Below are 26,194 nucleotides of genomic sequence, written 5' to 3'. Positions count from 1 at the left end.
CAGCCCCCCATGATGGCACGAGCCGATGACGCGCACGATCTGCCCCCCGAGGATCTGGCCGAGTTCGCCGAACTCGATCGATACGTCGAGCAATTGCATCAGGGGAATGCGCCCTCGCGCGAGGCGTTGTTGGCGGCGCATCCCGAATGGATTTCGGCGCTCGATTGTCTCGCAGCGCTGGCCAGGCTCGCGCCGGACAACGGGGGGGCGGCACCCGGCAAAAGCGATCTGGCTCCCACGACGCCCCTGCCCGGCGCGACCTTGCTGCCCACCGACGAGCAGGGGGGGCCCGCGCTACCGTGCTCGTTTGGCGATTACGAACTGCTGGAGGTTCTCGGTCGCGGCGGGATGGGCATTGTCTTCAAGGCGCGGCAGCGCAGTCTCGAGCGGCTTGTCGCCGTGAAGATGATCCTGGCCAGCCATTTGGCCGGCGCCGAGCAACTGCGGCGTTTTCAGACCGAGGCTCGCGCCGCGGCCACCCTGCGACACACGAACATCGTCGACATCTACGACGCTGGCACGCAGGGGGGGCAGCACTACTTCGCGATGCAATACGTTGCGGGGCCCAGCCTGGCCGCGATCGCCGGACCGCACGATCTGTCGCTCGACGATGCCGTGCGGCTGGTCATCAAGATCGCGCGCGCGGTCGAGCATCTGCACCGGCAAGGCATCGTGCATCGCGATCTCAAGCCCTCGAATATCCTGCTCGATGGCGAAGGGGAGCCCCTCGTCGGCGACTTCGGCCTGGTCAAGATGTTCCACAGCGAGGAGCAACTGACGCAGACGGGGGTCATCGCCGGTACGCCAAGTTACATGTCCCCCGAGCAGGCCGCCGGCCGTTCGATCGATACAGACGCACGCAGCGATATCTACAGCCTGGGGGTGATCCTGTACGAGTTGCTCTGCGGCCGTCCACCGTTTCGCGAACCGACGCCGCTCGACACGCTGGTGCAGGTCATCGAACGCGAGCCGCCGCCGCCCCGGCTTTGGAATCAGGCTATTCCGCGTGCGCTCGAGTCGATCGTGTTGAAGTGCCTGGAGAAGTCGCGCGAGAAGCGCTACCAGACGGCCGCCGCGCTGGCCGACGATCTCGAACGCTGGCTAAAGGGCGAAGCGGTCGAGGCTCGACCACCCGGAGTCGCTGCCAAGGTCTGGCGTTGGGCCCAGCGATCGCCGGCCCTCGCCTCGCGCGTGGGGGTGCTGGCCGTCTTCGGCCTGGTCGAGGCGGTGAACTATTACGGCTTTGCCACGGTGCCCGCCGGTTTTCATTACCGCGTGACGGCGATCATGGCCATCTGGCTGATGGCCTCGCTGGTATTGAATCGCCTGATGCGCGTCGAGCGCTGGACGACGCCGGTGATCTTTGCCTGGGGGGCGCTCGATATTCTGTTACTGTCGCTCGTGCTGCGGACGGCCGACGGTTATGCCAGCCCGCTGATCGTGGGGTATCCCCTGATCATTGTCGGATCGGGGCTGTGGTTTCGCGTGCGGCTGGTGTGGTTCGTCACCGTCATGTCGCTCCTTTCCTACGCGGTGCTGGTGGCCGATTTCTACCTGGTGCAGGTCGATTTGCAGCAGAATTTCGACCGGGCCTACGATCGCCCTGTCTTCTTCGGGGTCATGCTCTTCGTGCTGGGGGCGGTCGTGGCCTATCAGATACGACGGGTCAGGGCCCTGAGCCGCTATTACGAGACGCGGCGCATCCTCTGACCGCGGGGCCGATGTTAAGACCGGCGTTGCCGATTTGTGGCGGCCCCGGGAGCCGACTGGTAGACTGGCACTCACCCATCCCCCGCCGGTTCGGCGGACCTCGCATCTGATTCAGATTCGCCTCGAGAGTCGTCGCTCATGAAACGGGATCGACAGCGTCCCTGGCTCGATAGTGCGTCGCGTTCGTGGACCCTCGCGCGTGCGATGTTTCGTGCGCCGGGGCAGGGCAGCTATGCGACGGGAGCCAACTCGCTCGGCGGTCTGCCCCAGGAGCCCCCCGTCACGCTCGGCAAGACGCGGCGCAAGGAATCGTTGCTGATCGATTTCTATCGCTTGCTGCTGTTCGTGGTCATCCTGGGTTACTACAGCACGTTGGTCGTGGCGACCATCAAGCTCATTCAGTGGGCCGTGGCGCTGGTCGACGAACGCGTGCTGTCGGGGCCGATCGGCATGGCCATCTATGCCATCTACCTGGCGCTGGCGATGCCGCTGTGCGTGCAGATGGTGTGGCTGCTGGTCAAGGGGATGGTCGGGCTGGTGACGACGTTGCACGACGAGTCGAGCGACGTGGTCGATGGTCTGCTGCTGGATCGGGACGAGCATCCCGAACTGTACGATAAGGTGGCCGAGGTCGCGCGGCGCGTCGATGCCCCCGCCCCCGATGAGATTCGTATTGCCTGCGGGGGCGATTGCTATGTCACCGAGCGGCGGCGCTTTTCGATTGCCACCGATCGTAAGCTGGTGCTGGTCCTGGGGCTGCCCCACTTGTGCGTGCTGACGGTCACCGAATTGAAGGTGATCCTGGCACACGAGCTGGCGCACTTCCGCCGGGGCGATACGAGCCTGGGCGTGTTCGTTTACCGGTTCCTCGAGTCGCTCCGCCTGACGATCGACAAGCTCGCGCGCAGCCCGCTCTGCTGGATCAATCCGCTCTACTATTTCTGTCGGTTGTACTTCCACGTCTTCATGCGGCTCTCGGCGCCGATTCGCCGTCAGCAGGAGCTGCGTGCCGATTGCTTCAGCGCGGCGGCCTACGGCGGAGAGCTGGCGGCGCGCACGCTGATCAAGGAGTGGCTCGTCGCGCACCGGTTCGACGCGTTCGCCGCCTCGTACGACGAAGAGGCTTCGCGCCACGGCAACGGTCGCCCGCAAAACGTGTTTCGCTGGTTCGCCCGTAGTTGGCGCGAGCTGAGCACGGAGGGGCAGGCCTATCTCGAGGGGCGGCTGATCGAGGAGGAAACGGCGTCGTTCTGGGATTCTTATCCTGCGATGCACGTGCGGCTGGCCACGATGCGTGGCTTCGAGGAAAACCTGATGGGACGCGAGCCGGGGCCCGCCCGCGAGTTGCTCCGCGACTTCGCCGAGATCGAACAACGTTTGCACGAAGAGCTGTTCGGCGCCTTTCGCACGCCGTCGCGGTCGAGCTTCTCGTCACGCCAAGAGCGGCGCGGCAACCTCATTCGCGAGCTCGCCGTGCGTCCGCCGTTTGGCTATCGCAACGGGCGCCGCTGGGGCAGCCGGCCGTTGCGGCAGGGCGAATGGCCGCGCTATTCGGCAGCCAATCGTTGGATTTAAATCGTCTTTCGCTGGCAGGCCCTTTTCCAACGGGCATCCTGACAGCTTGTTTGTCGACACCGTACGGACGAATTGCATGACCATGGGACGTTTCGAGGCTGCCGTCGTTCGTTGGCCGGAGTTTTGGGAACCGCGCCACGATGCCGACACGCCGAGCGAGATCGAAGTCATCGAACGTGTGGACACGGGCACGTCGCTCACCTCGGTCACACGCTGGGTTCGCCAGTTCAACCGCTCGGCGCTGGCAAGTCCCGAACGCCGCAAGTGGGCCGTGATTCTCACTTCGGTCGAGAACCAGTTGCCCCCCCGCGAGCCCCCGGCGCGTTCGAATCGCGAAGAGATCGAGCGTCTGAATCGGCCGGGACCCAGTGACGGGCGCTACGGCCTGGCTTGATCCGGAGCGCCGCCGATCGCGCAGTATTCGTACTCGCGCTTCCCATCAACGAAGCCGCCGCGCTCCCGTCGTCTTGGATTGGCCCGAGCGAGTTCCAGAGGGCAGGGACGCAGAGCGGCCTTCTAGAGAGTTCGTCGGACATTTCCTGCGAAAGGAGACGCGGCGACTGGGGGGGGCTACCTCATCCGACAGCGATCGCGTTGTGTGCGTGTGACGGCGCGTCGATGCTCAGGGGGGAGCAACCGATCCCGCGGTGCGTCGCGGCGTCGATCGCAGGCATCTTCGCGTCGGGGCACGGCGCGACTCGCATTCAACGTTCTCCCAAAGCGGTGGTGCAGATGACGATGCACGAGTTGCCCTGGCTGGCCAGCGGGCCGAACTTGCCGACCTGCTGCGTCGGATCTCCCTGGTCGATGGCGTCGACGAACTGGCTTCCTGCGGTCGAGGCGCCCGATTCGGAGAAGGTGCCGCCGATGCTGAAGCTCTGGTTCATCGTGCCGACCGCGGCCGAGACATCGGCCAGTTCGGTCAGGATCGCCGTTCGCGTCGCATCGAGGCCGGCCACCAGGCCGACGACGAGCAGCGTGCTGACCAGCAGCAGCTCCGAGGAGAGAATGGCGCCATCCTCGTCGTGCCACAATCGAACGCAGGGGATCGCAAGTTGACGGATCAGTTCGAATCGTTCGTGCGTGAAGGCGAGTAGTCGCATGGTGGAGTCCTGAAAGGCGTGGTGGTGGTTCCTGGTGTTGAAGAGCGTCGCGGCCTCCTTGCCGCGACGAGGTGACGCCGCGACCCTTCGCTTCGCGGCGGAAGAACGACCGCCGTTTCAGAAGTGGCGGCCGGAGTGGATAGAATCAAAGGGCCCGCCCGCGGCACGAGCGAGGCGATCCAATGCGTGACGAAGCTCGCCGGCACGGGCTTACCGGTGTAGATGCTCGCGCCGCAGCAACGCGCCCGCCGTTCGTCGTCGGCCGAGTAGCCCTCGGACACCAGGCACACGATCGAACCAATACGCGGTGGGCGATGCAGCATCTCGCACAATTCAAAGCCCGACAGATCAGGCAGGTCGACATTGACCATCCACAGCCGTTCGTCGTCGGTCTCGCGGCGCAAGGCTTCGCCCGCCCGGGCAAAGAATCGCACCACGAGTGCCGTTGCCTGGGCAAGGCGGATGAGATCGTCGTAGTCGGTCGAACGCGGGTCGACGATGCAGAGCGATAAACCGCGAGGGAATGTGGCAGACATGGGGCACTTCCCCGATACCGCACGGAAACTTGACCGTGCGTCGTGCTCGTTGCCAGGGACTCGTTTCGACGAGTCTCACTCGGCCGGCAACGGACGACCCTTAAGGCAAGCAGTGCGCCAGAGAGTGACGCGCGCCTCGAGATGGCGTCGTAAGTGACGCGTACGACGAGAATAGAATTTTTTCTTCGTACGGGACGTGAGGGGCCGTGTCGGCTCGGCCGACTTGCCGCCTACACCGCTTTGGTAGAGCGCGCGACCGAAAAGGCTCTACCAAAATGGAGTAGCGCGGCCGCGCACGTTCACCGCCGATGAAAGGGGGGACACGAACGGCGCTTTAGCCGCGGCCCCAGCCGCGCGACGGCGGAAGCCCCCGTTGCTGACGGCGTTGATCCGCCAGTCGCCGATACTCGGCACGCATGGCGCGAGATTGGGGTGTCGTGCTATCGAGGCGTTTCTTGCGCCATTCGTTGCGGCGTTGCGGATCGCGATAGCTGCTCCGCCCCCCCTCGCCGCCACGTCCCCGATCCCCACCACCACCACCCCCGGGGCCGCCCCCGCCCGGTGCGGCGCTGCCCGAACCTCCGCCACGGCGCTCGCCATCGCCACGACTGCCATTGCCGCGATTTCCGTTCTGGCTCTGGCCCTCCTGCCCACGAGAGGCACGCTCCTTTTCACGTTCCGCGCGGCGTTTTTCCCATTCCTTGGCGCGTTGTTCCTCGCGGTCGATTTGTTTGTCGATCTCCGCGACGCGCTGCTCCGGAGGAAGGGCGAAGAAATCTTTCAATCGATTGTCCATCATCTGCTCGAACCGCTGCCGCCCTTCCTCGCGCAGTTGATCGCGCGCGGCCTCGGGCAGGGCATCGTACTGTTCGCGCAGGGCATTGAACTTTTCTCGTCGCTCTTCCTCGGGCAGATTGCGCATCTCTTCACTGAAGAGCTGTTCGCGCGCCTGGCGCACGGCGGCCACCTGGCGGGCAGCCCACAGGTACTTCGCACCCCAGACGGTCGACCCACCCACGACGAGCAGGCCGGTGACCACCCCGACCCATTTCCATCGTCCAGAACTTGAAGTGGACTTGCTCGGACGCTTCTTCGCAAATTCGTAGCGCGTAGCCATCGATCGATCTTTCCAGGGCTCTAGAACGGTTGAGCATGCCCGTCGAGGTAAACGAAATTCCTCGACCCTTTCGTTCCAGGCATCGCATGGAACTCTTCATAGTCGTAGCTCAGCCAGACATCGGACGAGGAATAGGCTTCTTCGCCGCGGCTGTTTACCAGCAACTGCCGACGCGTTTTTCCCTCGAGTCGCGACGAGGGGTACTCGTAGCTGATGCCTTCCTTCTCGAAGTAGTTCTTGCCCTCATTGCTGTCGTCGTCGGTGGGGGCGGCATCGCTCGGGCAGGCGAAGATTGCCTGACTGCTCTCGATGTAGGGGGCCAGCACCGTCACCAGACTCGGGCGGTCGGGCGTTAAGGTGGGCAGCATGGCCGCATACGGAAAGACCCCCCGTTGGCCGTGCGAATCGACATAGTTCTGCATGGCCAGGCCAATCTGCTGCAAGCGAGAAAGGCATGTGGCGCGCCGGCCAGCCTCGCGCGCGTACATAACGGCCGGCAGGAGCAAGCCAATCAGGATGCCAATAATCGAGATGGTGACTAGCAATTCGACCAGCGTAAAAGCACGTGGCGAGCGGGGCCGGCCCGCGATTCGAGCAAGGTTTGTGGCAAGCATTGTCGTTGTAACCTACTGCCAGATTAATGCTTGTGTTGATTGTGCCCGGCCGAGGTTCCGCGGCTTGTCGACGAGGCACTCAGATAGTAACCCCGCTCGACCGGTAAGGTTTCACGAACCGACGTAGAGACCGGACAGGATATCGCCCGGCCGGGCATCACCCACGCTTGTTAGCCGACGAACTTTTTGGCGGCAATCCCGATTTTATGCCAGAGTTGTCTTACAGGGGGTTACTCGGGCACTGCTAGCGGGCGAAACCAATGTCGCCCATTTGGTGGGTTGTCGAAGTGGGGAGCAAATTGAGAATGGAGTTACCCACCTGCTCGGCACGGAGTTCATGTGTCGGGCTTCGAGGATCCACCAGTTTCGTCGACAAGATTTGGCGTTGGCGTGGAATCCGCCGCCAAAATCCGCCCCCTGCCGGAATTCTCTTGGTTGAGTTGTTTTCATTGTAGCGCGGTGGGCAGCTGCGCGATGTCCGGTATTGGCCCCCAGCCAACCGGCACCAAAAACCAGGCCCACTCATGTCCTCCGATCATCCGTTCGGCCGACCGACCGAACTCGCCGCACTCTACGTGACCGGGGCGATGACCCCCGAGGAACGCCGCCGATTCGATCAGCATCTGACCGAGGGTTGCGCGGCTTGTGCGGCGGCCTTAGGTCGGCTCGATTCCGTGGCCAAGGCCTTCTGTCCTCCCCCGGCGCCCGTCGAGGCCTCCTCGGCGGATCCGCAAGGAGCCGCCGAAGTGCCGGTCGCACAGGCCTCCCAGACGGCGATCCAGATCGTGCGGGCCAGCGAGGCGGTGTGGCATGACACCCCGTACGATGGGGTCACCATGCAGGTACTGCACGTCGATCATTCCCGCGGGCAGTACACGGCCCTGATTCGCATGCTGCCCGGGAGTGTCTGCTCCGAGCTGCGGCAGGAAGACCGATCGCAGTGCTACATCATCGCGGGGGAGATGTTTATCGATATTCATCACCTCCGCGCCGGCGATTTTATCTATACGGGAACGGGCTCGTTGCATCATGCCCGCGCGGGAGAGGGCGGCTGCGTGGCCTGCCTTGTCGAGCCCCTCCACCGGAATCCTAGGTGGTAGGCGCCGGTGGAACGATGTCGTCGGCCAGTTCCCCCGTGCGCTCGGCGATTTCGCGCAGGCTGACTTCGATGCCCTTGCAGAGCGTGTCGAGCGGCAGGTCGTCTTCGTCGGTGCCGAAGGGTTCCTCGACCGTCTCGGCAATCAACTCGACGCCGATCAAAAATAGCCCACCAGCGCCACGAGGGGCACCGTCCAGCGATCGGCCGTGTGTACCAGAGCCCAGGGGAGCGCCAGCAGATAGATGACGATGCTCTGCCGCAGAAACTGCAGGTACGAGTAAGTCAGCGGCGTGCGCAGGATGCGTTCGCAGCCGCCGCAGATATCCATCAAGGCGCGGACGTGCGGGTCGAGCGCCAGCAGCGTATAGCCGTCGATGCGGCCCGCGCGGCGCAGGTTGCCCAGCCACAGATCGACTCGCTCGGCCACGTAGGCCGGCACGTGCGCGGGGCGGGCCGGGTCGTGCTCGAAGCCCGGCAGCGACGCCAGGCTGGCGATGCTGCGCAGATGATCCTTGAGCGAGTATTCAAACGCCACGAGCAGATCGACCAGCACGTTGGTCTCTTCGTGCGATGTGGGGATCAACGTTACCGCCTTGATCGTCAGATTGCGCAACTCGTTGGTAAGTTGTCCCCACAGCTTGCGGGCTTCCCACCAGCGGTCGTAGGCCGTGTTCGTGCGAAAGACGAGCATCAAACCGAGCACGATACCGATGAACTCATGGATGTTCGGACGAATGTCGAATTCGTTATCCATCCAGTTGTTTTCGATGATCACGACGACCATCGAATAGAGCGTGAGCGAAGCGACGAGCCACCACACGCGCCGCAGCGCGGGCGTGTGCGGAATCGTGGCCAGAATGTCAACAAAGGATTTCACGTCGCGTGGCTCGCGGGGACTGCGCGCAACCGAGCCCCGGACGGGGGCGGTCGCGGTCCGCAAAAATATACGCCACGAAACCAATCGGCAAGGGAAGCGTGCCGGACACGAGTTACGTCACTAAACGCCGAAAAATCGGCCGTTCCAACCCGACCTCGAGCACGGTGTCGAGCCGGCCGGCACGCGTGGCGTCGCGCAGCACGAGGAGCGATTCACGCGCCGCCGCGAGCGTGGCGGCCAGGTCGTCGGCCGTGTGGGCCGCGCTGGGCGTGGGATGCGAGTGGATCAATACGCCCCGGCGGCACATCTCTTGCGAGAACAACGCCCCCTGCTTGCGTTGGATGTCGGGATCACCCTGGGGCGAAAAGAAGAGTTGAGGCACGGCCGGCAGCCCGTGCAGATGCACGTCGACGTCGAGTTCTTCTGCGAGGGCATTGAAGCCAGACATCCAACGCTCGCCATAGTCGCGCAGGATGCCGGGGACATTGCGGCGGCGAATTTCGCCCAGCGTGGCCAGGGCCGCCGAGATGCCGACCAGCTCCGACCAGTTCGTGCTGCTGATGAACATCCGCGCGGCGGGCTCCATGGCCGCGCGGCTCCCCACCACGGCCCCCATGGCAAAGCCGTTGGCCAGCGACTTGGCCAAGACCGCCATGTCGGGCACGACGCCCAGGAACTCTTCGACGCCCCCCACCGCGTGGCGAAAGCCGGTGGTCACCTCGTCGAAGATGAGCAACGCGCCGGCGTCGTGAACCAGCTCGCGTACCGTGGCGAGATAACCGTCTCGAGGCAACGTGGAACGCATCGGCTCCATGATGACACAGGCCACGCGGCCCCGCTGCCGCGCCAGGGCCTCCTCGAGCGCGGGGGCATCGCCATAAGGGAAGGGGATGGCCGTGCCCGAGAGCGCCTGTGGCACGCCGATCGGATCGATCGCCGGCAGTAGATGGGCATCGAGGGCGTCGGGCTCGCCATGATTCGCCGCGAGATACCAATCGTGCCAGCCGTGATAGCCGCAGAAGAGGACGACGTCCCGCCCCGTGGTGCCGCGCGCGATGCGAATCGCCAGGGCACACGCTTCGCCGCCCCCCTTGGCATAGCGCACCATTTCGGCGCAGGGAACGGTCGCGACGAGCCGCTCGGCCAGCTCCAACTCGGCGGGATGGTTGAGGCTGAACGCCACGCCCCGATCGAGCTGCGAGCGCACGGCTTCGTTCACCACCGGGTCGGCATAGCCCAGAATACACGCGCTCACCGACATGCCGTAGTCGAGATACTCGCCGCCGTCGACGTCCCAGAGACGCGAGCCCAAGCCTCGCTCGGCGAAGATCGGCGCGACCCCCGCGGCGAAGATGTAGGGACGCCGGCTGAGCAACTGCGTTCCCCCCGGCACGAGTTGCTGGGCTCGTTCGTACAGGTCGAGCGAGCGCTGGATCGAGCGGTTCTTCGTCATAGCGGGGGGAGAGGGAAAGCTCGCGCGGAGACGCGGAAAAGGGCGAAGTCGCGGAGTGCCGTAGGGGAGAACGCTAGGCGATTGCCCCCAGTTCCTTTTGCTGGGCTTTGGACGATGTGAGGTAGCGTTGCCAGGCCGCTTCGTCGCGGACGGCAGCGACCGATTGAAACACGACCGCGGCGCTACGCCGGGGTCGCTGGCTGCGATTCTCCTCGGCCCGGTGGATCGTGCCCGAGTGATGGACCAGTGCATCCCCCCGTTTCAAGCGGCCGATATATTCGCGCGCGAGATCGTCGGGACCGAAGTCGAGAATCGTCTGCGAGAAGCCGAGCACGCTGCTGCGGCCGTGTTCGCGGATGGGGAGCAAATGGCTGCCGGCCACGTAGCGCAGGCAGCCATTCTCTTCGTCGGCATCGTCGAGGGCGATCCACAGCGTAATCGCGGCGTCAGGCTTCAGGCAGAAGTAGTAACCGTCCTGGTGGGGAGGCGTCGGGCGATTCAACCCGGGCGGCTTATTGAACCACTCGACACCGAGCGCCCGGACGGGACCGTCGAGCAAGAGTTCGGCCAGGGCGACAATCTCGGACCGTTCGCGCAGTGACCCGAGCCGGGCGTCGTGTTCTTCGATCCGCTGCAATTGCTTGAGCTCGCGCCGCGAGCCGTCGGTTTCGTAAAAGGCATCGGCCGGCGGCAGCGTGGGGACGACGTCGGCGATGTAGCGCTCGAAGTCGGCGGCCAGCTCTTCGATGGCCGTGACATCGAAGAAGCCCGGCAGATGAAGGAAGCCATCCCTGAGGAACGGATCGCGCAGCGCCTGATTCAAGGGCTCATTGTGTGGCATGGAAGGACGCTCCCGCGAGATGCCCCCGACTCGGACCCTCGCACAGGCTAATCGATTTTTGTGTAGTCCCGCAATGCGTGGCGCATGGCCGGATCCTCACAGAGGCGGAGCTTGCGGAAGCCGCCGGCCTACACGTGAAGTAAGCAAACTTGCTATTCCAACCGGGACCCATCCCATTCTTTGCGGCGAAGGCTATTCCTCGATCTTTTCGTCTGGCTCGTGCGCCAGTTCCAGGCGTGCCCGGGCCAGCGTGGTCACCGCCGACGGCGCCCGTTCGGCCAGGCCGCCGAAGGCGGCGATCGTCTTGCGGGCGTAGTCGAGGTAATCGGGCTGATCGCGCAGTTGCGCCAGCGCGATCAGGTTCAGAGCGGCGACGCCGTTGCCCGCGGGCGTGGCGGAGTCGACGCCCCGTTTACTGCGGGCCAGCAGGTCCTCGTGATCGCCTGACGTGAAGTAGAAGCCGCCGGTTTCGGTATCCCAGAAGAGCTCGATCTGCTTCCGCGTGAGGGCGTCGGCCTCGTCGAGCCAGCGCGCGTCGCCGGTGGCGCGATGCAGCGCGATGAGCCCGGCCACCAGGTTGGTGTAATCGTCGAGGTAAGCGCCGGCCTTGGCCGATCCCCCCGCGTAGACGTGCGCCAGCCGACCGTCGTCGCCGCGCAGCTTGGCCAGGACGAACTCGGCCGCGCGCTTGGCCGTGGCAAGATACTCGTCGCGGTCGAGGACCCGCCCCGCGTCGGCGAAGCCGGCGATCATCAGACCGTTCCAGTCGGTCAGGATCTTCGTATCGGTGAGTGGTTGCGGGCGCTCGTGGCGCAGGGCCAGCAGCTTCTCGCGCGCCGTCGTCAGACGGCTCTGCAATTCGGCTTCGTCGATTCCGAGTTGGCTGGCGACTTCGGCGGGGGATTGCGCGAGCAACAACACGTACAGATCGTCTTCGAAATTCGGCGACCGCGTCAGTCCATAGACCGGTGCGAAGGCGGCGAACTCCTCGGCCGAGAGCGCCGCTTCGAGGTCGGCCTTCTTCCAGGCGTGATAGCCCCCTTCGCGACCCTCGCTTTCGGCATCGAGCGCGGCGTAGAACGCCCCCTCGGGTGAGAGGAAATCTCGCTCGACCATGGCGAGCAATTCCGTGACGACCGTGCGATACAGCTCGTTGCCGGTCAGCGCGAAGGCCTGGGCGTAGATGCTGGCCAGTTGGCCGTTGTCGTAGAGCATCTTTTCGAAGTGCGGAATGCGCCAGAAGCGATCGGTGCTGTAGCGATGGAATCCGCCGCCGAGATGATCGCGGATACCGCCGGTGGCCATCGCGGTAAGAGTCGTATCGAGCAGCAGGAGGAGTTTTTCTTCCGATGTGCCGGCCTCTCTGGCCCGTTCCAGACGATCGAGCAGGAAGGCGAGATTCGAGTGATCGGGAAACTTCGGCCGCTGGACGTCGAACTCGGCGTAGCCGAAACCGCCGAACTCGGGATCGAACTCGCTGGCGAGCTCGGTCTCGATCTGATCGGCCAGCGAGACGTCGGGGAGCGAACCACCGGCCAGGGCCCGTTCGCGCAAGGCGCGCCGCACGATGTCCGTCAATTGATCGGCGCCCGATTGGAGCTTCTGCGGCTCGTCGCGCCAGATTTCCGACACCTGCTTGAGGATCGTCAGCAGGCCCACCTGATCCTCGCTATTGCGCGGCGGCAGATAAGTAGCGCCGAAGAAGGGCTTGACATCGGGGGTCAGAAGCACGGTCAGCGGCCAGCCGCCACTCTGTGAGGAACCGACCAGGCGATGGTAATACTGCAACGAGGTCATGTAGATCTCGTCGAGATCGGGGCGTTCCTCGCGATCGACCTTGATGCAGACGAAGTGCTCGTTGAGATAGGCTGCCACCTCCGGGTCCATGAAGGACTCGCGTTCCATCACGTGGCACCAATGGCAGCTCGAGTAGCCGATGGAGAGAAAGATCAGCTTCTTCTCGCGCCGGGCACGCTCGAGCGCCTCGGAGCCCCAGGGATACCAATCGACCGGATTGTGCGCGTGCAGCAGCAGGTAGGGGCTCGTCTCGCGCGAGAGGCGATTCGGCTTGCCCGCGGGGTGCGAGGCAGCCCCGCCCCGCGCAACGAGTGCGAGCAGGCACAGCAAGGGGCACGCGAGCCGAAGGGATTGCTTGCTCACGTACTGCCTCGCGGAAAAGGGGTGCTAAGAGTCGAAGCTCTTGAGGAAACTATCCCAGTCGTCTTCTGGATCTTGCGGAGACCGACGTTGGCCGCGCGCTTCGCCGTGCGACGCGCGGTCGGTCCAGGCATCCGGCTTGCTCGAGGCTCCCTCGCTCCCCGACGCACGCGACTTGTTCGCCGTCGTCGTGGCGTCGCTATCGTCGACGAACTCGGGCAACTCTTCTTCCATTTCGAACGAAGGGGCTTCGGCCTCCTCGTCGAGCGAGAAGTTGGGCGCCTCGTCTGTCAGATCGAACGCGGGCAGTTCTTCCTGCGCCGCGGTCGTGGAAGCCGGGCGACTCGCCTCGGTCTGTTCCAGCAAATCATCGCCAAAGCTGGGGTACTTGTCGACCGGTTGCGGCTGGCCAGAAAGGCGACGTGCGATCCGCTCGCTGTCGCTTTCTTCGACAAGGGAGGACGCGGGATCCAAGTCGGCGGCCGAAAGGTCGTCGGGCACCAGCGTGTCGCGAGACTTCTTTTTCTCGGCTCGGCTCGGTTTGGCCGGCGCCGGATCCGCCGCGGCACTAGCAGCTTTGCTCTTACGCCCGAAGGGCCACCAACCGCGGCGCGCCTTGGCCGGCTGCTCGGCGGCCGGGGTAGGGGGCTCCGGCTCGAGCCGCGCGGCAGGCGTCGCCGGCGTATCGTCGAACACCGGCGGAACGGCTGCTTCTGACGAACTCTCCTCCTCAAACATCAGCGGTTCTTCGAAGCTCAGTTCCTCGAATTCCGCTGCTTCGTGGGCAGATGGTTGCACTGCTGGTGCGTCGAACGTCGGCTCCTCGAACTTCGGTTCGTCGAAGCTGAGCTCCGAGCGAGAGACCTCCGCGCCACCGTCGTCGAGCGGAAAGCTCAACTCGTCGAGCGGGTCGACAGGGGCGAAGCTCGATGGCTCGCTGGGTAGCGTCCCGACGCCGCTGTTTGTGAGCTCGTCGAACACGGGTTCGTCGCTGGCAAACTGGGGGCCATCGTCGAGCGAGAACTCGATTTCGTCCGGCAAGAAGGTTGGCTCGACCCGTGCCTCTTCAAGGGGGGCCTCTTCGAGCGGCGCTTCGTCGAGCGGGAAGCTGGCCGTCGCGTCGAGCGTCTGGTTCTCTTTCTTTTTCTTCCCCTTAGCAGGCTTGGGGGCCTTGGCCGGCTTAGGTGGCTTCGGCTCGCGATTGCGCCCGAACGGCCACCAGCTTCGCTTGGCCTTCGGTGGTTCGGTAGGAGGCAACTCGACTGGAGCCTGGGCTACTTCGTTTTCGGGCGCATCCAGATCGAGCGAAGCCGATTCCTCGAACACGGCCGGCAGTTCGACTCTTTCATGTCCGTCGGCTGGGGCCGCGAAATCCTCGAAGTTCAACTCGTCCTCGTCGACCGGCGCGCCCGCCTCGAGCTTCGGCCCGTCGTCGAACGAAGGCACTTCATCGAAGGAGATCGCCTCGTCGAGGGACGACGGCTCGTCGAAATTCAACTCGGAATCGGGATCGGCCGACAATGGAGAAGAGTCTTCGTCGACGGGGGGAAAGACCGGCTCATCGAGTGCCTCGAGCGAGACCTGCTCCTCGACCGGCGTCGCCGGACGAGTCGACATCTCGGCGGCAATCCAATCGTCGAAGCTCACGTCGTCAGAGGTGGCTTCCACTTCGGCCGTCGCGGAGGTGTCCGTCGCGGGCAGGTTCAGCTCGTCCGCAGGGATGTCGATCGCTGCCTCGGGCTCGAGCGGAGCCACGGCCGCCTCGTCGAGCTCCTCCTCGAACGAAAGTTCGTCGAGCGAGGAAAACTCTTCGGCGCTCGGTTCGGCCGACCCTTCGACGCCGGGCAGATCGAGTTCCGGTATGTCGCTCGCAGCAATCGGTTGCTCGTCGAACGTCGCGACCGCATCGCTCGCTGGAGCCACGTCGTCCGACGGGAAATCGGCGAACTCGATCTCCTCCGATTCCGCTTCCAACGAGGGTAAGTCGTTGCCGAGCGCTGGCATCGCCGCGTCGAGCGATGGCAGCTCGGCATCGAGCGAGAGCGCTTCGGCCAGCTCGTCGCGCGGTTCGTCGAGCGACGGGAGCTCTGCGTCCTGCGGTGCGACCTCGGTCGGTGTCTCTTCGGTGGACGCTAGAGACTCCTCGAACATCCAGGCGGTGAAGTCGGGCTCCGTGGATTCACTTGTCGGAGACGCAGCCACGAGCGAGGCCGGCTCCTCGTCGAGCGATAGCTCGTCGCTCAACTCGAGAGCTAGGTCGTTGTCGTCGTCGGCGCTCGACGCTGGGGCGAGAGGGGCCTCCTCCGCTACCGATTCCTCGAACGGGAGTGGCTCGGAAGACGCCGGCTCGGCCAGCGGCTCTTCAAGGAGAAGGTTGTCTAGCTCCGGTGCCGCGGCATCAAGCAACGGCAGTTCGTCGTCTGCTGCGTTCTCGACCACCGACTCGATCTCGAGCTCTTCCTCGAGGGGAAGCGAAGCTTCGAGCAGGAATTCGTCTTCGGCGAGGGGGGCCTCGAGCGGCAAGGCCTCCTCGAACGCGTCGACCGCGGGTTCCTCGGCCGGCTCTGCGACCGAGTCGTGCGAAGATGCGGGCAACTCGTCTGCGAGATCGACCCAGGGCGTTTCCGCGTCGTCACTCGGTTCGATCTCAGCGGCGAGATGGGACGCCTCTTCGCCATCGACCAGAAACAGCTCCTGCGACGGCGCGTCATCGACGTGCGAGAAGTCGCTGAAGTCGCGTAACGACAACTCGCCCTCCACGGGGGAAGAGGCCTCCTCGGCCGGCGCTTCCGGCGCCTCGGCGGCAGCCTCGAGGCTCGTCATCTCGATCTCTTCGGCGGGCGCCTGGGCCTCGAGTTCGGCCAGAAGATCGGCGGGGACATCGGAGAGTTCCTGGAACTCCGCGGGCACTGCCGACGCGGGCGCCGAGGGCGATTCGTCCTCGCCGCGCAGATCGACGTATTCGCCGATCTCGGTCGGCGAATCGTCTTCGGTCATGGAGGACGCGATCGCCGGCTCGGTGGTGAAATCGTCGTCGAGATCGAGATTCAACTCGAGCGATTCGTCCGACTTCACCGACGACTGAATCGTTTCACTCGGTTCGAGATCCAATGCAAGATCCAGATCCAACTCGGCGGCCAGATCGGCCGGTACTTCGTTCGCTGGTGGTTCATCGACATCGAGCGGGAGGCTGAGCGATTCTTCCTGCAACTCGTCGTCGAGGCGCAGGTCGTCGAACGAGTCGTCAAGCGGCAGGTCGAGATCGGCGGCATCGGCCGCGGGCGATGCGGACGTAGACGGAGCGGCAGATTCCTCGAAGTCGCCCCGCGCGATCTCGGGCAGATCGATATCGTCCGATAATTCGAGATCGAACGAATCCACTTCCGATGCTTCGTCTGGCAACGCCAACAAATCGCTCGACGGGGTGGCCGCGTCTTCTTCGAGCAGCGTGGCGCCGGCCGTGGGGTGCTCGGCCACGGGCGCGGCCGTGGCTGCGGCCACTTCGTAGACGGCGCGGAACGTGAGCGGTCCGACCGTGAACGTATCGCCCGGCTCGAGCACGGCCTCTCCAGAGATTTGGCGATCGCCGACGTAGGTGCCGTTGGCAGAACCCACGTCGCGCACGACGAGCCGGCCGTTGCGTTCGAGCAGCTCGCAGTGTTGCCGGCTGATCGAGCGGTGCTCGATGGTCAGATTCGACTCATCGCTCCGGCCGATCGCGAACGGAAGTCGTACGTCGACTTCCTGCTTGGTGGCGCGGCCGCCCACGACCACGAGTTTGGCTTGCATAGTTTCCGCTTCGAAGGTGTCGGATGCGCGTGGTCCGACCTCCTTGCCGGAACAGGCAAAATCTAACGATTCGCGACGCAAACCCTTACTGTAGGCGGACAAACTCGGCAGGGCAATAAATGGGGCCGCAAACTCGCCCCCCCGTGACAAGTGCTGGTGAATCGTAGCGATTGAAGCGGCTGTAGCGGCCTGGGATTGGCCCGCGGAGATGAAGCTACTACCTTTGGAGGAACCGTCGCGGATCTTACTTGATGGCTGCGCGGCAAGTGTGCCCGAATGTACTGATCACTGGCACGCCGGCCGGGCTCCCGTCGGTCGCCCTGGGGTCATTGGCGGCGCAGGGGTGAATAAGATTCCGCGATCCGCGAACCTCCTGGGGGATATCTCTCGATGAGCGAAACTCGATCGATTCCGTCGCCCGGATCCGGCGCTTCTCCGCAACCGCCCCGAGTCTATCCGCGGCTGAATCGCAAACTGTTCATCCTGCAATGGCTGGCCCTGCTCGGCGGCCTGATTCTGTTGGGTGGGGGCGCCTACGATTTCTATCGTTCGCTGCAACTGGGCAAGGTGGGACGTCAGGTCGTCGGTCGACTTCACGAGGCGAAGATCGAGTACACGAACCGGGGACGCCCCATCTACAAGTTGACCTTCGACTACACGCCCGAGGGAAGCGACACGGCGTATCGCAAGAAATTCAGCGTCAGCGAGGTCCAGTACCACGAACTGGCGCGCGTGGGCGAATCGCCGATCACCTATCTTCCCGATGACCCCGAGTATTCGCAGGTCGGGGCCGAGTCCAGGCGAAACTACGAGTCGTTGGCCATGGGGGCCGCCTTCTTGCTGATCGCCACGGCGGTCGCCTGGTTTCTCCACCTGCAGCGAAATAAGGTCGAGACCTTCGTCACGGGGGACCTGGCCCAAGATGAGCCTGTCCAGAATTAAACGAACAACTCCGAGCACGCGGGGTGCCGTTTCGATGACTTGACTTTGTTCCCCGGCAGGGAGCAGAATACTGTCCGATCAACGGTCGTTGATCGGTGTTTTTGTCTCCTCGGGGCTCACGAAGAGAGGATCGGACCATGTTGCGGATCGACATGGGCAGCACGCGCCGGTATTGCGATGGCATCTCGCGACGCAGCTTCGTGCAGTTGGGCGTGGCGGGCATGGCCACCGCGGGATTGGGGCGCGTGCTGCGCGCCAAGGATCTCTCTCGCGCGGCAGGTACTCCGCGCCGCGACACCTCGGCCATTCTGATCTGGCTCGACGGCGGACCGAGCCATCTCGATTTGTACGATCTCAAGCCCCAGGCGCCGGCCGAAGTACGCGGCCTCTGGCGACCGATTCCCACGAACGTGCCCGGCATCGAGATCAGCGAGCTGTTTCCCAAACAGGCCAAGATCGCCGACAAGTTCTCGATCGTGCGCTCGCTGCACCACGACACGGGAGACCACTTCTCGGGTGGGCATCGCATGCTCACCACGAAGGACATGGGCGTCAGCGGCGCGAACACGTCGGGCAAGTTTCCGTCGCTCGGCTCGATCGTGGCCCGCGAGCGCGGCCCGCGTCGCCGCGACATGCCGGCCTACATCAGCGTGCCGCTGGCGAGCAGCATCGGTCTGTCGCCGGGATATTTCGCCGGCAACTGGATGGGGGTCGAGTTCGATCCCTTCCAGACCGGTGGCGATCCGAACGCCGAAGGATTCCAGGTACAGAATCTGAATCTCGCCAGTGGGCTGACCGTCGATCGGCTCGACGACCGCCGTGCTCTGCTCGCCGGGCTCGACCGTATTCCGCGCGCCGTCGATCGTAACGGACTGTTCGACGCGATGGATCGCTTCGACCAGGATGCGTATCAATTCATCTCGGGGCCCAGCGCGCGCGAGGCGTTCAACGTCTCGAGCGAAGACCCGCGCATCCGCGACATGTACGGCCGCCACAGTTGGGGGCAAAGCACGCTCTTGGCGCGGCGACTCGTCGAGGCCGGCTCGACCTTTGTCACCGTCCACTACGGCGGCTGGGATCACCACTGGGACTTGAAGTCGGGCATGGAGAACTATCTGCCCCTGGTCGACAGCGCCGTCTCGGCCTTGTTCACCGATCTTGATGCGCGGGGCATGCTCGATTCCACGCTCGTCATCCTGTGTGGTGAATTCAGCCGCACGCCGCGCATGAACGACGGCGGCAACGGTGGGCCGGCGGGGAGCATGGGCACGCCCGGCCGCGATCATTGGGGCAATGCCATGTTTTGCCTGCTGGGCGGAGGCGGCATTCGCGGCGGGCAGATCGTCGGTTCGACCGACGCCAAGGGCTACGCCCCTCAAACCCGCGCCGTCCGCCCAGAACATATCCACGCCACCATCTACGAGTGTCTGGGGGTCGATCCGGCGTTACATTTGCTGGATCACAGCGGCCGCCCGACACCGGTGCTGGAAGATCCCACGCCGATCCACGAGCTACTGTAGAGTGTTGGCGAATTGGCGCGCCGTGCGCTGGAGTCGTTCGCAAGGCTGAGCTACGATCGAGATATCGGACGCCTTGTGCCCCGCCGCACCTCGACTTGCTCGTGGGATCGCTCATGGCGGCAACCCTCGCATCGCTTGCCCCGTTGTTCGACTACCTCGACCGGCTCGAAGGCCGCGCCCCGCTCGACGAACTGTGTGCGCGCCTGGCCACGCTCGAGGTCGACCTCCAGGAACTGGCAGAATTCCTCCACTTTTCGCCACACCACTACGCGCGCAACCTGATCGCCACGGGCCCGTGGTACAGCGTGCTGGCTCTGTGCTGGCTGAACGGGCAGCGTTCTCCGATTCACGATCACGCCGGGTCGAGTTGTGCCGTGCGCGTGCTGCGCGGCACGATGACGGAGACTCGCTTCGACTTCGCTCCCAATGGCCAGGTTCGCGCGGTCGAGTCGCGCGATTATGTCGCCGGCTTGGTGATCGGTAGCGAGGATCTCGACCTGCACCAGGTATCGAATTTGCAAGCGGGTACGGCCGACCTGGTCACGCTGCACGTGTATACGCCGCCGCTGCGGATCATGGGAACCTACTCGATCCTCGATAATACGCGCGGACAGGAGTTGATGCTGACCGAGTTCAGCGACGCCGCCGGCATTTAACGAGGCCAGCTAGTGGCACGGCTTACTGCCCAACCGTGGAATTTACTAGGCAACGAACAACAAACTCCAACTCCACGAACTACCATGCACGAAGAACGCAAGTTCGTCACGTCTGCGCCGGAAAACAGCGAGACGCCGCTGGGCTCGATGCGGAGTTGGGTGACGTCGAACCGGCTCTTCTTCGTCCGCAATCATTTTGGCGTCCCCGAGATCGACCGCCACGCCTGGCGGCTGACGATCGGCGGCCTGGTCGCCCGGCCGCTCGTGCTCTCCTGGGCTGAATTGTTGCAGCGGCCCGAACGCACCGTTTTCGCCACCATGGAATGCGCGGGCAACGGACGTTCCTTTCTCAAGCCCCTCGCGCATGGCGTGCAGTGGGGAGCAGGCGCCGTGGGACACGCCGAATGGACGGGCGTGCCACTTGCCGATTTGTTGAACGAGGCCGGCATCGAGCCGGAGGCCGTCGAAGTCGTGGGCACGGGCGCGGATCGAGGCAGCGAGGCCGATCATCCCGCCCCCATGAATTTCGCGCGGGGTCTGCCGCTGCGCAAGGCCCTCGATCCCGATACGCTCGTCGTCACGCGCATGAATGGCGAACTGCTCGAGCCGAATCATGGCGCGCCGGCCCGCCTGCTGGTGCCCGGCTGGTACGGCGTCGCCAGCGTCAAATGGCTCACCGACATCGAGCTGGTCGACCGGCCCTTCACGGGCTACTTTCAGTCGACGAAGTACACCATCGAGCGCGAAGGATTCGGCGGGCGCGATCGCCTCGTCGTGGGGCCGATGGCGATCAAATCGGAGTTCATTCGTCCGCTCGAAGGAGAGAGCCTGGGACGAGGAACGAATCGCCTCTTCGGCGTGGCTTGGGCCGGCGAGGATGCCATCCAGGCGGTCGAAGTCAGCACCGACGGCGGACGCAGTTGGCAATCGGCCAACCTCGTGGGGCCCACCGCGCGCTATTCGTGGACGATGTGGGAGTTCCTATGGGAGACCACCGAACCGGGCACGTATACGCTTCTCTCGCGGGCCGTCTCGGCCGGTGGCGCCGTGCAACCGATGGCGCACTCGCCTTTGCACGGCGGCTACGTCATTCACTTCAGCCGCCCACGCACGGTGACGGTCGAGGAATCGAAGCGTAGCGACGCGCGCCGTGCCGACGCCGAGACGCTGCTCTACGACATGGCCTGGTATGCCGAAGAAAACAGCCGGCGCCCCCTTGATGTCGAACTCGAGCTGATGGCCGGCGCCGGCATCTGAAAGACGATCGCCCAACGGCGTTTAGGCCGTCGGCGGCGCGGTCTCGCGCGCAAAGCTCTCGATCGACGATTGACCCGTCAGCGTCAGATAGGCCACCACCGAGGTGAGGACGGCCAGCGGAATCGTGATCAAGGCGGGCACGCAACAGACGACGACGCCCCCCATGGCCAGTAGCCCCGCGATGAAATAGAGGGCCAGCAAACGCCACCGATTTCCCGCCGTCAGCTTCCACGAAAGCGTGATGGCCGCGATCGCGTCCAAGTCGCGGTCGACGATGAGGAACGGGTACTGCAAGATCGAGATCGAGACGTACAACAGCGGAATCATCGCCAGCAAGAAGCCCCCGCCGAGCACCAGGGTGGCCACGGTGTCATTCGTACCGCGTACCATCATGAGAATTCCGCCGGGCGCCACAAACGGCGCCACGATCAGCAGCGAAACCAGCCACAATAAAATCGTGGCGATAATCGCGCGCAGCAAGAACCGACCGCCGCGGAAAATATCGCCCACCGAGGTTGGCTCGCCGCGCGTCATTCTTAGTAGTGCCAGGATAACGCCGAACCACAACCAGCTATTGAAGACATTGACGACCAGGTTGTAGACGATCTCGGAAGCGAGATAGACGCCCATTCCCGGCATGGCCGCTCGCAGCATAATGTTGCCGAAGGCGATCGCGAACGAAACCAGGTACTGCAGGCCGAAACCGATCACGACGACGAGAATGACGAAGCTCATCTTCAGCTTGAAGATCTCCCACGCCCGGCCGATGACGGCGAGCGGATCGATCTTCGGCGCGGTCGGAAAAGGCCCCGCCGCGCTCGTCCTGCGGTCGGCCTGGGTATTCGTCAGAGATGGAGCCTGATACGGATTCGCCTCGCCAGACGCAGGCTGCGGCGGTGCGAGCGACGGACCACTCGTCGATGCGTGGGGGATCGCCAGCACCGTGTCGCACGCGGGGCATTTCGCCTGGCGACCGGCTGTCTCGTCGGGCACGCGCAGGAGCTTCTCGCAATTCGTGCAGCGGAATTCAATCGGCATGGGTTGATGATCCTGGAATCGCTACCGCGGTGATAGCGCCACCGTCGGACTGGCCGGAAGATAGCAGATTGCCCCCGATTCACCTACGGCTCCAGGCGACCGTTACGGCGAGCAAATCCGTCTTCGAGCCGCCACGCCCAGCGCCAGCGGCAGGCGAGAATGAGTTGCGATGCGGTTGCTCCCGGCCTCGCCTACTCCCTGTTTTCGATTCGTGGTAGTTTGAGCGCACCGCCTCGCCGCGCAAAACCAACGACGGATCGCCCTTTTCATGCTTTCGGTAGCCGACATTCTGGGGACGCAGGGACGCATCGCCGCGCGCCTGAGCGGCTATGAAGAGCGACCCGAGCAATTGGCCATGGCCGAGGCCGTCGCCGCGGCGATCGACAATCGCCACCACTTGGTGGTCGAGGCAGGGACCGGCGTCGGCAAGAGCTTTGCCTATCTCGTGCCGGCCATTCTGGCCACCGCCGGCGAAGCGACCGACGACAAGGCCCCCCGCCGCCGCGCCGTCATCGCCACGCATACGATCAGCCTGCAAGAGCAGTTGATGTCGAAAGACTTCCCCCTCTTGAACGCCGTGATCCCCCTCGAGTTCGCCGCCGTGCTGGTGAAGGGACGCAACAACTATCTCAGCCTGCGGCGGATGAAGAACGCCATTGCTCGTGCGGGGGGCATCTTCAGCCAGCAGGAGGAATTCGAGGGACTGCGCGCCATCGCCGAGTGGTCACGAAACACGGGGGACGGATCCCTTTCAGATCTTTCGTACCGGCCGCTGCCCCAGGTGTGGGACGAAGTGCAGAGCGAGCATGGCAACTGCATGGGGCGCCAGTGTCCCACGCATGCCGATTGCTTCTACTACCGCGCGCGCCGTCGCGTGCAGAACGCGCAGTTGCTGGTGGTGAACCACGCCCTGTTCTTCAGCGACCTCGCCCTGCGCCGGCAGGGGGTCAGCATTCTGCCCGACTACGACATCGTCATCTTCGACGAAGCGCACAACATGGAGGCCGCCGCCGGCGACCACCTGGGCCTCGGGGTCACGTCGAGCCAGGTGCAGTACACGCTGTCGAAGCTCTACAACGATCGCACGAACAAGGGGCTGCTCGTCCATCATCATGCCGTCGAGGCGCAAAAGCTGGTGCTCGAATGCCGCGATCGAAGCGATGAGTTTTTCGACGCCATTCGCGACTGGCACGCCGCGCATGGCCGCTCGAACGGCCGCATCGATCAACCAAAGGCCATTCCGAATCACCTTTCGCCCGTGCTCGATCGCCTGGCGAAGCTGGTCAAGGATCGTGGACAGGATCTCGACAGCACCGAGCAGCGCCAGGACTTTACTAGTGCCAGCGAGCGTTTGCGGGGACTGAGCGAAGAGATCAACGCCTGGCAGGAGCAGGCCTGGGGCGATTTCGTCTACTGGATCGAGACGCGGCAGGGGCGCCGCCCGCGCACGAGCCTGGCCGCCGCGCCGATCGACGTCGGCCCGGCCTTGCGCGAGCAGTTGTTCTCACAGGTGCCGACCGTCGTCATGACGAGTGCCACGCTGGCCGTCGGCAAGCAGTCGTCGTTCGAGTTCTTCCAATCGCGCGTCGGGTTGACCCAAACGGCGCGCTTGAAGCTTGGCAGTCCCTTCAACTATCGCGAGCAGGCCAAGCTGGTGTTGGTTGAAGGGATGCCCGACCCGGCCACCGACGGCGCCGAGTACGATCGTCGCGTGGTCGATATGGTCAAGCGTTACGTCGACCGGACCGACGGCCACGCCTTCGTCCTCTTCACGAGCTACGAGATGATGCGTCGCGTGGGAGCGGAACTCATGACGTGGCTCGTGCGGCGCAATCTGGCCCTTTACTCGCAGGCCGATGGGTTGCCGCGTCACCAGATGATCGAGCGTTTCAAGGCGAATCCCCGCGCGGTATTGCTCGGCACCGACAGCTTCTGGCAGGGGGTCGACGTGCCGGGCGACGCATTGACGAACGTGATCATCACGAAGCTCCCCTTCAGCGTGCCCGACCGGCCATTACTGGAGGCGAGGTTGGAAGCGATCCGTCGTTCGGGAGGCAAGCCCTTCGTCGAGTACCAACTGCCCGAGGCGGTGATCAAGCTGAAACAAGGCTTCGGCCGCCTGATCCGCAGCCGCCGCGACCACGGCATGGTGGTGATCCTCGACCCGAGGATTTCCACGAAACCGTACGGGCGAACGTTCTTGGAATCGCTACCCGATTGCGAAATCGTGCGCGAGCCAGTGACGGCGGTGGGGGCAAAGCTGGACGTAACGCGTTGACCTACTGACAAATCGCATTACGATTCAATCTTATGGCAGGATGCAAGAAGCCAGTCTCGTCTGAAGTTGTTGAGCAGGACAGCAACACTGCATTCACCGTGGTCGATTTGTTTTGCGGTGCAGGAGGGGTGAGCCTGGGGTTCCAGCGAGCAGGCTTTCGCGTTGTAACAGCCTATGACGCGTGGCTTCCCGCAGTTGAGACGTATCAATCGAATTTTACGCACGATTGTCAACAGATTGAAATCACTCGGGCTTTAGAGCTCCCTCCTGTCGACGTGATCGTAGGTGGGCCACCGTGTCAAGGATTCTCCTCCGCCGGGACACGTCGAACTGATGACGCCCGAAACACGCTTGTGTCTGTCTTCGCAAGCTTAGTTGCTCGACACAAGCCGCGCGCGTTCGTCTTCGAGAATGTTGAAGGGTTTCTAACCGGAAGCCACGGCAGTTTTGTGTTGGAACTGCTAGAACCAGTAATTCAGGCTGGTTATTTCGTGCATGTTCGAAAGGTCAATGCCGCGAATTTCGGGGTACCGCAGCATCGCAAGCGAGTTATCGCAATAGGCGGTCTTGGGTGGGAGCCGAGCTTTCCCAGATCGACGCATTCCGCTCTCGGAGCGCCCGGCGCCCATTTGGCAAATGGGCGAGCGTCTGCGCCAGCTGTTACGCTACTGCACGCACTGGGCGATTTGCCGGAGCCTTCTCGAGACCCAGAGGCGGCTCCGCTTTCAGATCATTATTACGTGCCCCTGAAGGCTGATGATTTGGCACGGGCAAAGCTTCTTCGTCCGGGAGAACGGATGAAGGATCTGCCAGAAGAGCTATGGCACAAGAGTTATCGACGACGTGCTTTTCGGAGGGTGATGGATGGTACACCGACGGAACGGCGTGGCGGTGCCCCCGCGGGTATTCGGCGATTGAAGTGCGACGAACCTTCCAAGGCCATCACCAGCGGGGCTCTCCGCGAGTTTATACACCCATCAAGTGATAGGCCGTTGTCCATTCGAGAATGTGCAATACTGCAGTCGTTTCCAGTAAACTTCGAGTTCCGTGGACGTGTAGCGGATCGAATCCAACTGATCGGCAACGCTGTTCCACCGCTTTTGGCCCAGTGCATTGCCCATGTTCTTCAACAGGATCTGCTGCTGAGTCAGAAGTCGAAAGCCCGTGGAGCATTGTTGAGCTTCGTTCCTACGCTGTCCGAGGGAATGAGCCCCGCCCTTGCTGCCGTCACCAAAAAAGTGACGAAGCGGTTTCGGGTGAGTACCGGTGGACGCTATCAGGCGAGTTTATGGGACTGACAAAGCTGCAAATGGCAATTCTGGAGAAAGTCCGATCGCTAGGTAGTAGCGGACAAGCTGTGGAATTGACGGATGATATTTGTGTTTATTTGATTGCCAGGATTGTGGCTGATCTTGATCTGCAAAAGCACTTTCCAGAACTGCCAAAGCAGCTGCCTGAGTTCTTTTCGAATCAGTCCCTGGAAAACTTGAAGATTGCCGGGCTTGATTGCACGACGTTCTTCGAGCGTCTCGTCACAGTGAGGGACGACGCAGACACGTATTTCTACTGCCTCGCGTCGCTCCATAAGGCGCGTCTCAAGTACGAACGCATATTATCTACTCAGCCAATACC

At 63.6% G+C, this 26,194-nt stretch carries 22 protein-coding genes; 11 read left to right on the top strand and 11 right to left on the bottom strand.

What is annotated here, in order from left to right; all coding sequences use genetic code 11:
• The first annotated feature begins 9 nt into the window (after window positions 1–9).
• The 3 genes from KF708_19645 (at window position 10) to KF708_19635 (ending at window position 3,679) form a co-directional block, all read left to right on the top strand.
• Window positions 10–1,710 (top strand): serine/threonine protein kinase, encoded by a 1,701-nt coding sequence (locus tag KF708_19645; GenBank protein ID MBX3414908.1) that lies wholly within the window; start codon window positions 10–12, stop codon window positions 1,708–1,710.
• Between the two features lie 138 nt (window positions 1,711–1,848).
• A complete protein-coding gene (locus KF708_19640) occupies window positions 1,849–3,285 on the top strand; it encodes a M48 family metalloprotease (GenBank protein ID MBX3414907.1) in 1,437 nt (478 codons plus the stop codon).
• A gap of 76 nt (window positions 3,286–3,361) precedes the next feature.
• On the top strand, window positions 3,362–3,679 hold the full coding sequence (locus KF708_19635; GenBank protein MBX3414906.1) for a hypothetical protein: 318 nt from the start codon (window positions 3,362–3,364) through the stop codon (window positions 3,677–3,679).
• A gap of 310 nt (window positions 3,680–3,989) precedes the next feature.
• Here KF708_19635 and KF708_19630 read toward each other — a convergent pair whose 3' ends face one another.
• The 4 genes from KF708_19630 to KF708_19615 all read right to left on the bottom strand — a co-directional run bounded on the left by KF708_19630 (window position 3,990) and on the right by KF708_19615 (window position 6,655).
• A complete protein-coding gene (locus KF708_19630; protein MBX3414905.1) occupies window positions 3,990–4,388 on the bottom strand; it encodes a hypothetical protein in 399 nt (132 codons plus the stop codon).
• A complete protein-coding gene (locus KF708_19625; protein MBX3414904.1) occupies window positions 4,349–4,924 on the bottom strand; it encodes a hypothetical protein in 576 nt (191 codons plus the stop codon). Before KF708_19625 ends, KF708_19630 begins: the two co-directional genes overlap by 40 nt.
• A gap of 334 nt (window positions 4,925–5,258) precedes the next feature.
• Complete coding sequence (locus tag KF708_19620) at window positions 5,259–6,041, bottom strand: hypothetical protein (GenBank protein MBX3414903.1); 783 nt, start codon at window positions 6,039–6,041, stop codon at window positions 5,259–5,261.
• A gap of 20 nt (window positions 6,042–6,061) precedes the next feature.
• Window positions 6,062–6,655 (bottom strand): DUF1559 domain-containing protein, encoded by a 594-nt coding sequence (locus KF708_19615; GenBank protein MBX3414902.1) that lies wholly within the window; start codon window positions 6,653–6,655, stop codon window positions 6,062–6,064.
• 524 nt (window positions 6,656–7,179) lie between these two features.
• On the opposite strand from KF708_19615, the gene KF708_19610 reads away from it, so the two are divergent.
• On the top strand, window positions 7,180–7,755 hold the full coding sequence (locus KF708_19610) for a cupin domain-containing protein (protein ID MBX3414901.1): 576 nt from the start codon (window positions 7,180–7,182) through the stop codon (window positions 7,753–7,755).
• Here KF708_19610 and KF708_19605 read toward each other — a convergent pair.
• The 6 genes from KF708_19605 to KF708_19580 all read right to left on the bottom strand — a co-directional run bounded on the left by KF708_19605 (window position 7,745) and on the right by KF708_19580 (window position 16,871).
• Window positions 7,745–7,915, bottom strand: coding sequence for a hypothetical protein (locus KF708_19605; GenBank protein ID MBX3414900.1), 171 nt, complete (start codon window positions 7,913–7,915; stop codon window positions 7,745–7,747). The two genes, KF708_19610 and KF708_19605, sit on opposite strands and share 11 nt — an antisense overlap.
• Complete coding sequence (locus KF708_19600; protein MBX3414899.1) at window positions 7,912–8,631, bottom strand: hypothetical protein; 720 nt, start codon at window positions 8,629–8,631, stop codon at window positions 7,912–7,914. The genes KF708_19605 and KF708_19600 overlap by 4 nt, the downstream gene beginning before the upstream one ends.
• Window positions 8,632–8,743: 112 nt before the next feature.
• On the bottom strand, window positions 8,744–10,084 hold the full coding sequence (locus tag KF708_19595) for an aminotransferase class III-fold pyridoxal phosphate-dependent enzyme (protein MBX3414898.1): 1,341 nt from the start codon (window positions 10,082–10,084) through the stop codon (window positions 8,744–8,746).
• A gap of 73 nt (window positions 10,085–10,157) precedes the next feature.
• Entirely contained in the window at window positions 10,158–10,925 is a 768-nt protein-coding gene (locus KF708_19590; GenBank protein ID MBX3414897.1) for a phytanoyl-CoA dioxygenase family protein, read from the bottom strand.
• Between the two features lie 192 nt (window positions 10,926–11,117).
• Window positions 11,118–13,085 (bottom strand): thioredoxin domain-containing protein, encoded by a 1,968-nt coding sequence (locus KF708_19585; protein MBX3414896.1) that lies wholly within the window; start codon window positions 13,083–13,085, stop codon window positions 11,118–11,120.
• 24 nt (window positions 13,086–13,109) lie between these two features.
• A complete protein-coding gene (locus tag KF708_19580) occupies window positions 13,110–16,871 on the bottom strand; it encodes an FHA domain-containing protein (GenBank protein ID MBX3414895.1) in 3,762 nt (1,253 codons plus the stop codon).
• A gap of 390 nt (window positions 16,872–17,261) precedes the next feature.
• Between KF708_19580 and KF708_19575 the strand changes: the two genes are divergently transcribed.
• From KF708_19575 to KF708_19560, 4 genes are all read left to right on the top strand, one after another.
• A complete protein-coding gene (locus KF708_19575; protein ID MBX3414894.1) occupies window positions 17,262–17,813 on the top strand; it encodes a hypothetical protein in 552 nt (183 codons plus the stop codon).
• A 137-nt stretch (window positions 17,814–17,950) separates the two neighbouring features.
• A complete protein-coding gene (locus tag KF708_19570; protein MBX3414893.1) occupies window positions 17,951–19,333 on the top strand; it encodes a DUF1501 domain-containing protein in 1,383 nt (460 codons plus the stop codon).
• A 113-nt stretch (window positions 19,334–19,446) separates the two neighbouring features.
• Window positions 19,447–19,989 carry a cysteine dioxygenase family protein gene (locus tag KF708_19565; protein MBX3414892.1) on the top strand — a complete coding sequence of 181 codons (543 nt, stop codon included), beginning with the start codon at window positions 19,447–19,449 and terminating at the stop codon, window positions 19,987–19,989.
• 84 nt (window positions 19,990–20,073) lie between these two features.
• Complete coding sequence (locus KF708_19560; GenBank protein MBX3414891.1) at window positions 20,074–21,246, top strand: sulfite oxidase; 1,173 nt, start codon at window positions 20,074–20,076, stop codon at window positions 21,244–21,246.
• A 21-nt stretch (window positions 21,247–21,267) separates the two neighbouring features.
• Here KF708_19560 and KF708_19555 read toward each other — a convergent pair whose 3' ends face one another.
• The gene (locus KF708_19555; GenBank protein ID MBX3414890.1) at window positions 21,268–22,284 is read right to left on the bottom strand and encodes a hypothetical protein; all 1,017 of its coding nucleotides are present in this window, start codon (window positions 22,282–22,284) and stop codon (window positions 21,268–21,270) included.
• A 268-nt stretch (window positions 22,285–22,552) separates the two neighbouring features.
• Here KF708_19555 and KF708_19550 point away from each other — a divergent pair, with 268 nt between their 5' ends.
• The 3 genes from KF708_19550 to KF708_19540 all read left to right on the top strand — a co-directional run.
• Complete coding sequence (locus KF708_19550; GenBank protein MBX3414889.1) at window positions 22,553–24,562, top strand: DEAD/DEAH box helicase family protein; 2,010 nt, start codon at window positions 22,553–22,555, stop codon at window positions 24,560–24,562.
• Between the two features lie 32 nt (window positions 24,563–24,594).
• Window positions 24,595–25,860 carry a DNA cytosine methyltransferase gene (locus tag KF708_19545; GenBank protein MBX3414888.1) on the top strand — a complete coding sequence of 422 codons (1,266 nt, stop codon included), beginning with the start codon at window positions 24,595–24,597 and terminating at the stop codon, window positions 25,858–25,860.
• On the top strand, window positions 25,851–26,194 hold a 344-nt coding region (locus KF708_19540; protein ID MBX3414887.1), incomplete at its 3' end, for a hypothetical protein. The genes KF708_19545 and KF708_19540, both read left to right, overlap by 10 nt.

This window comes from Pirellulales bacterium (assembly GCA_019636335.1).
Lineage (GTDB): Bacteria > Planctomycetota > Planctomycetia > Pirellulales > JAEUIK01 > JAHBXR01.
Note: the sequence above shows the minus strand (reverse complement) of the source record. Positions and strands in the feature narration are given on the sequence as shown.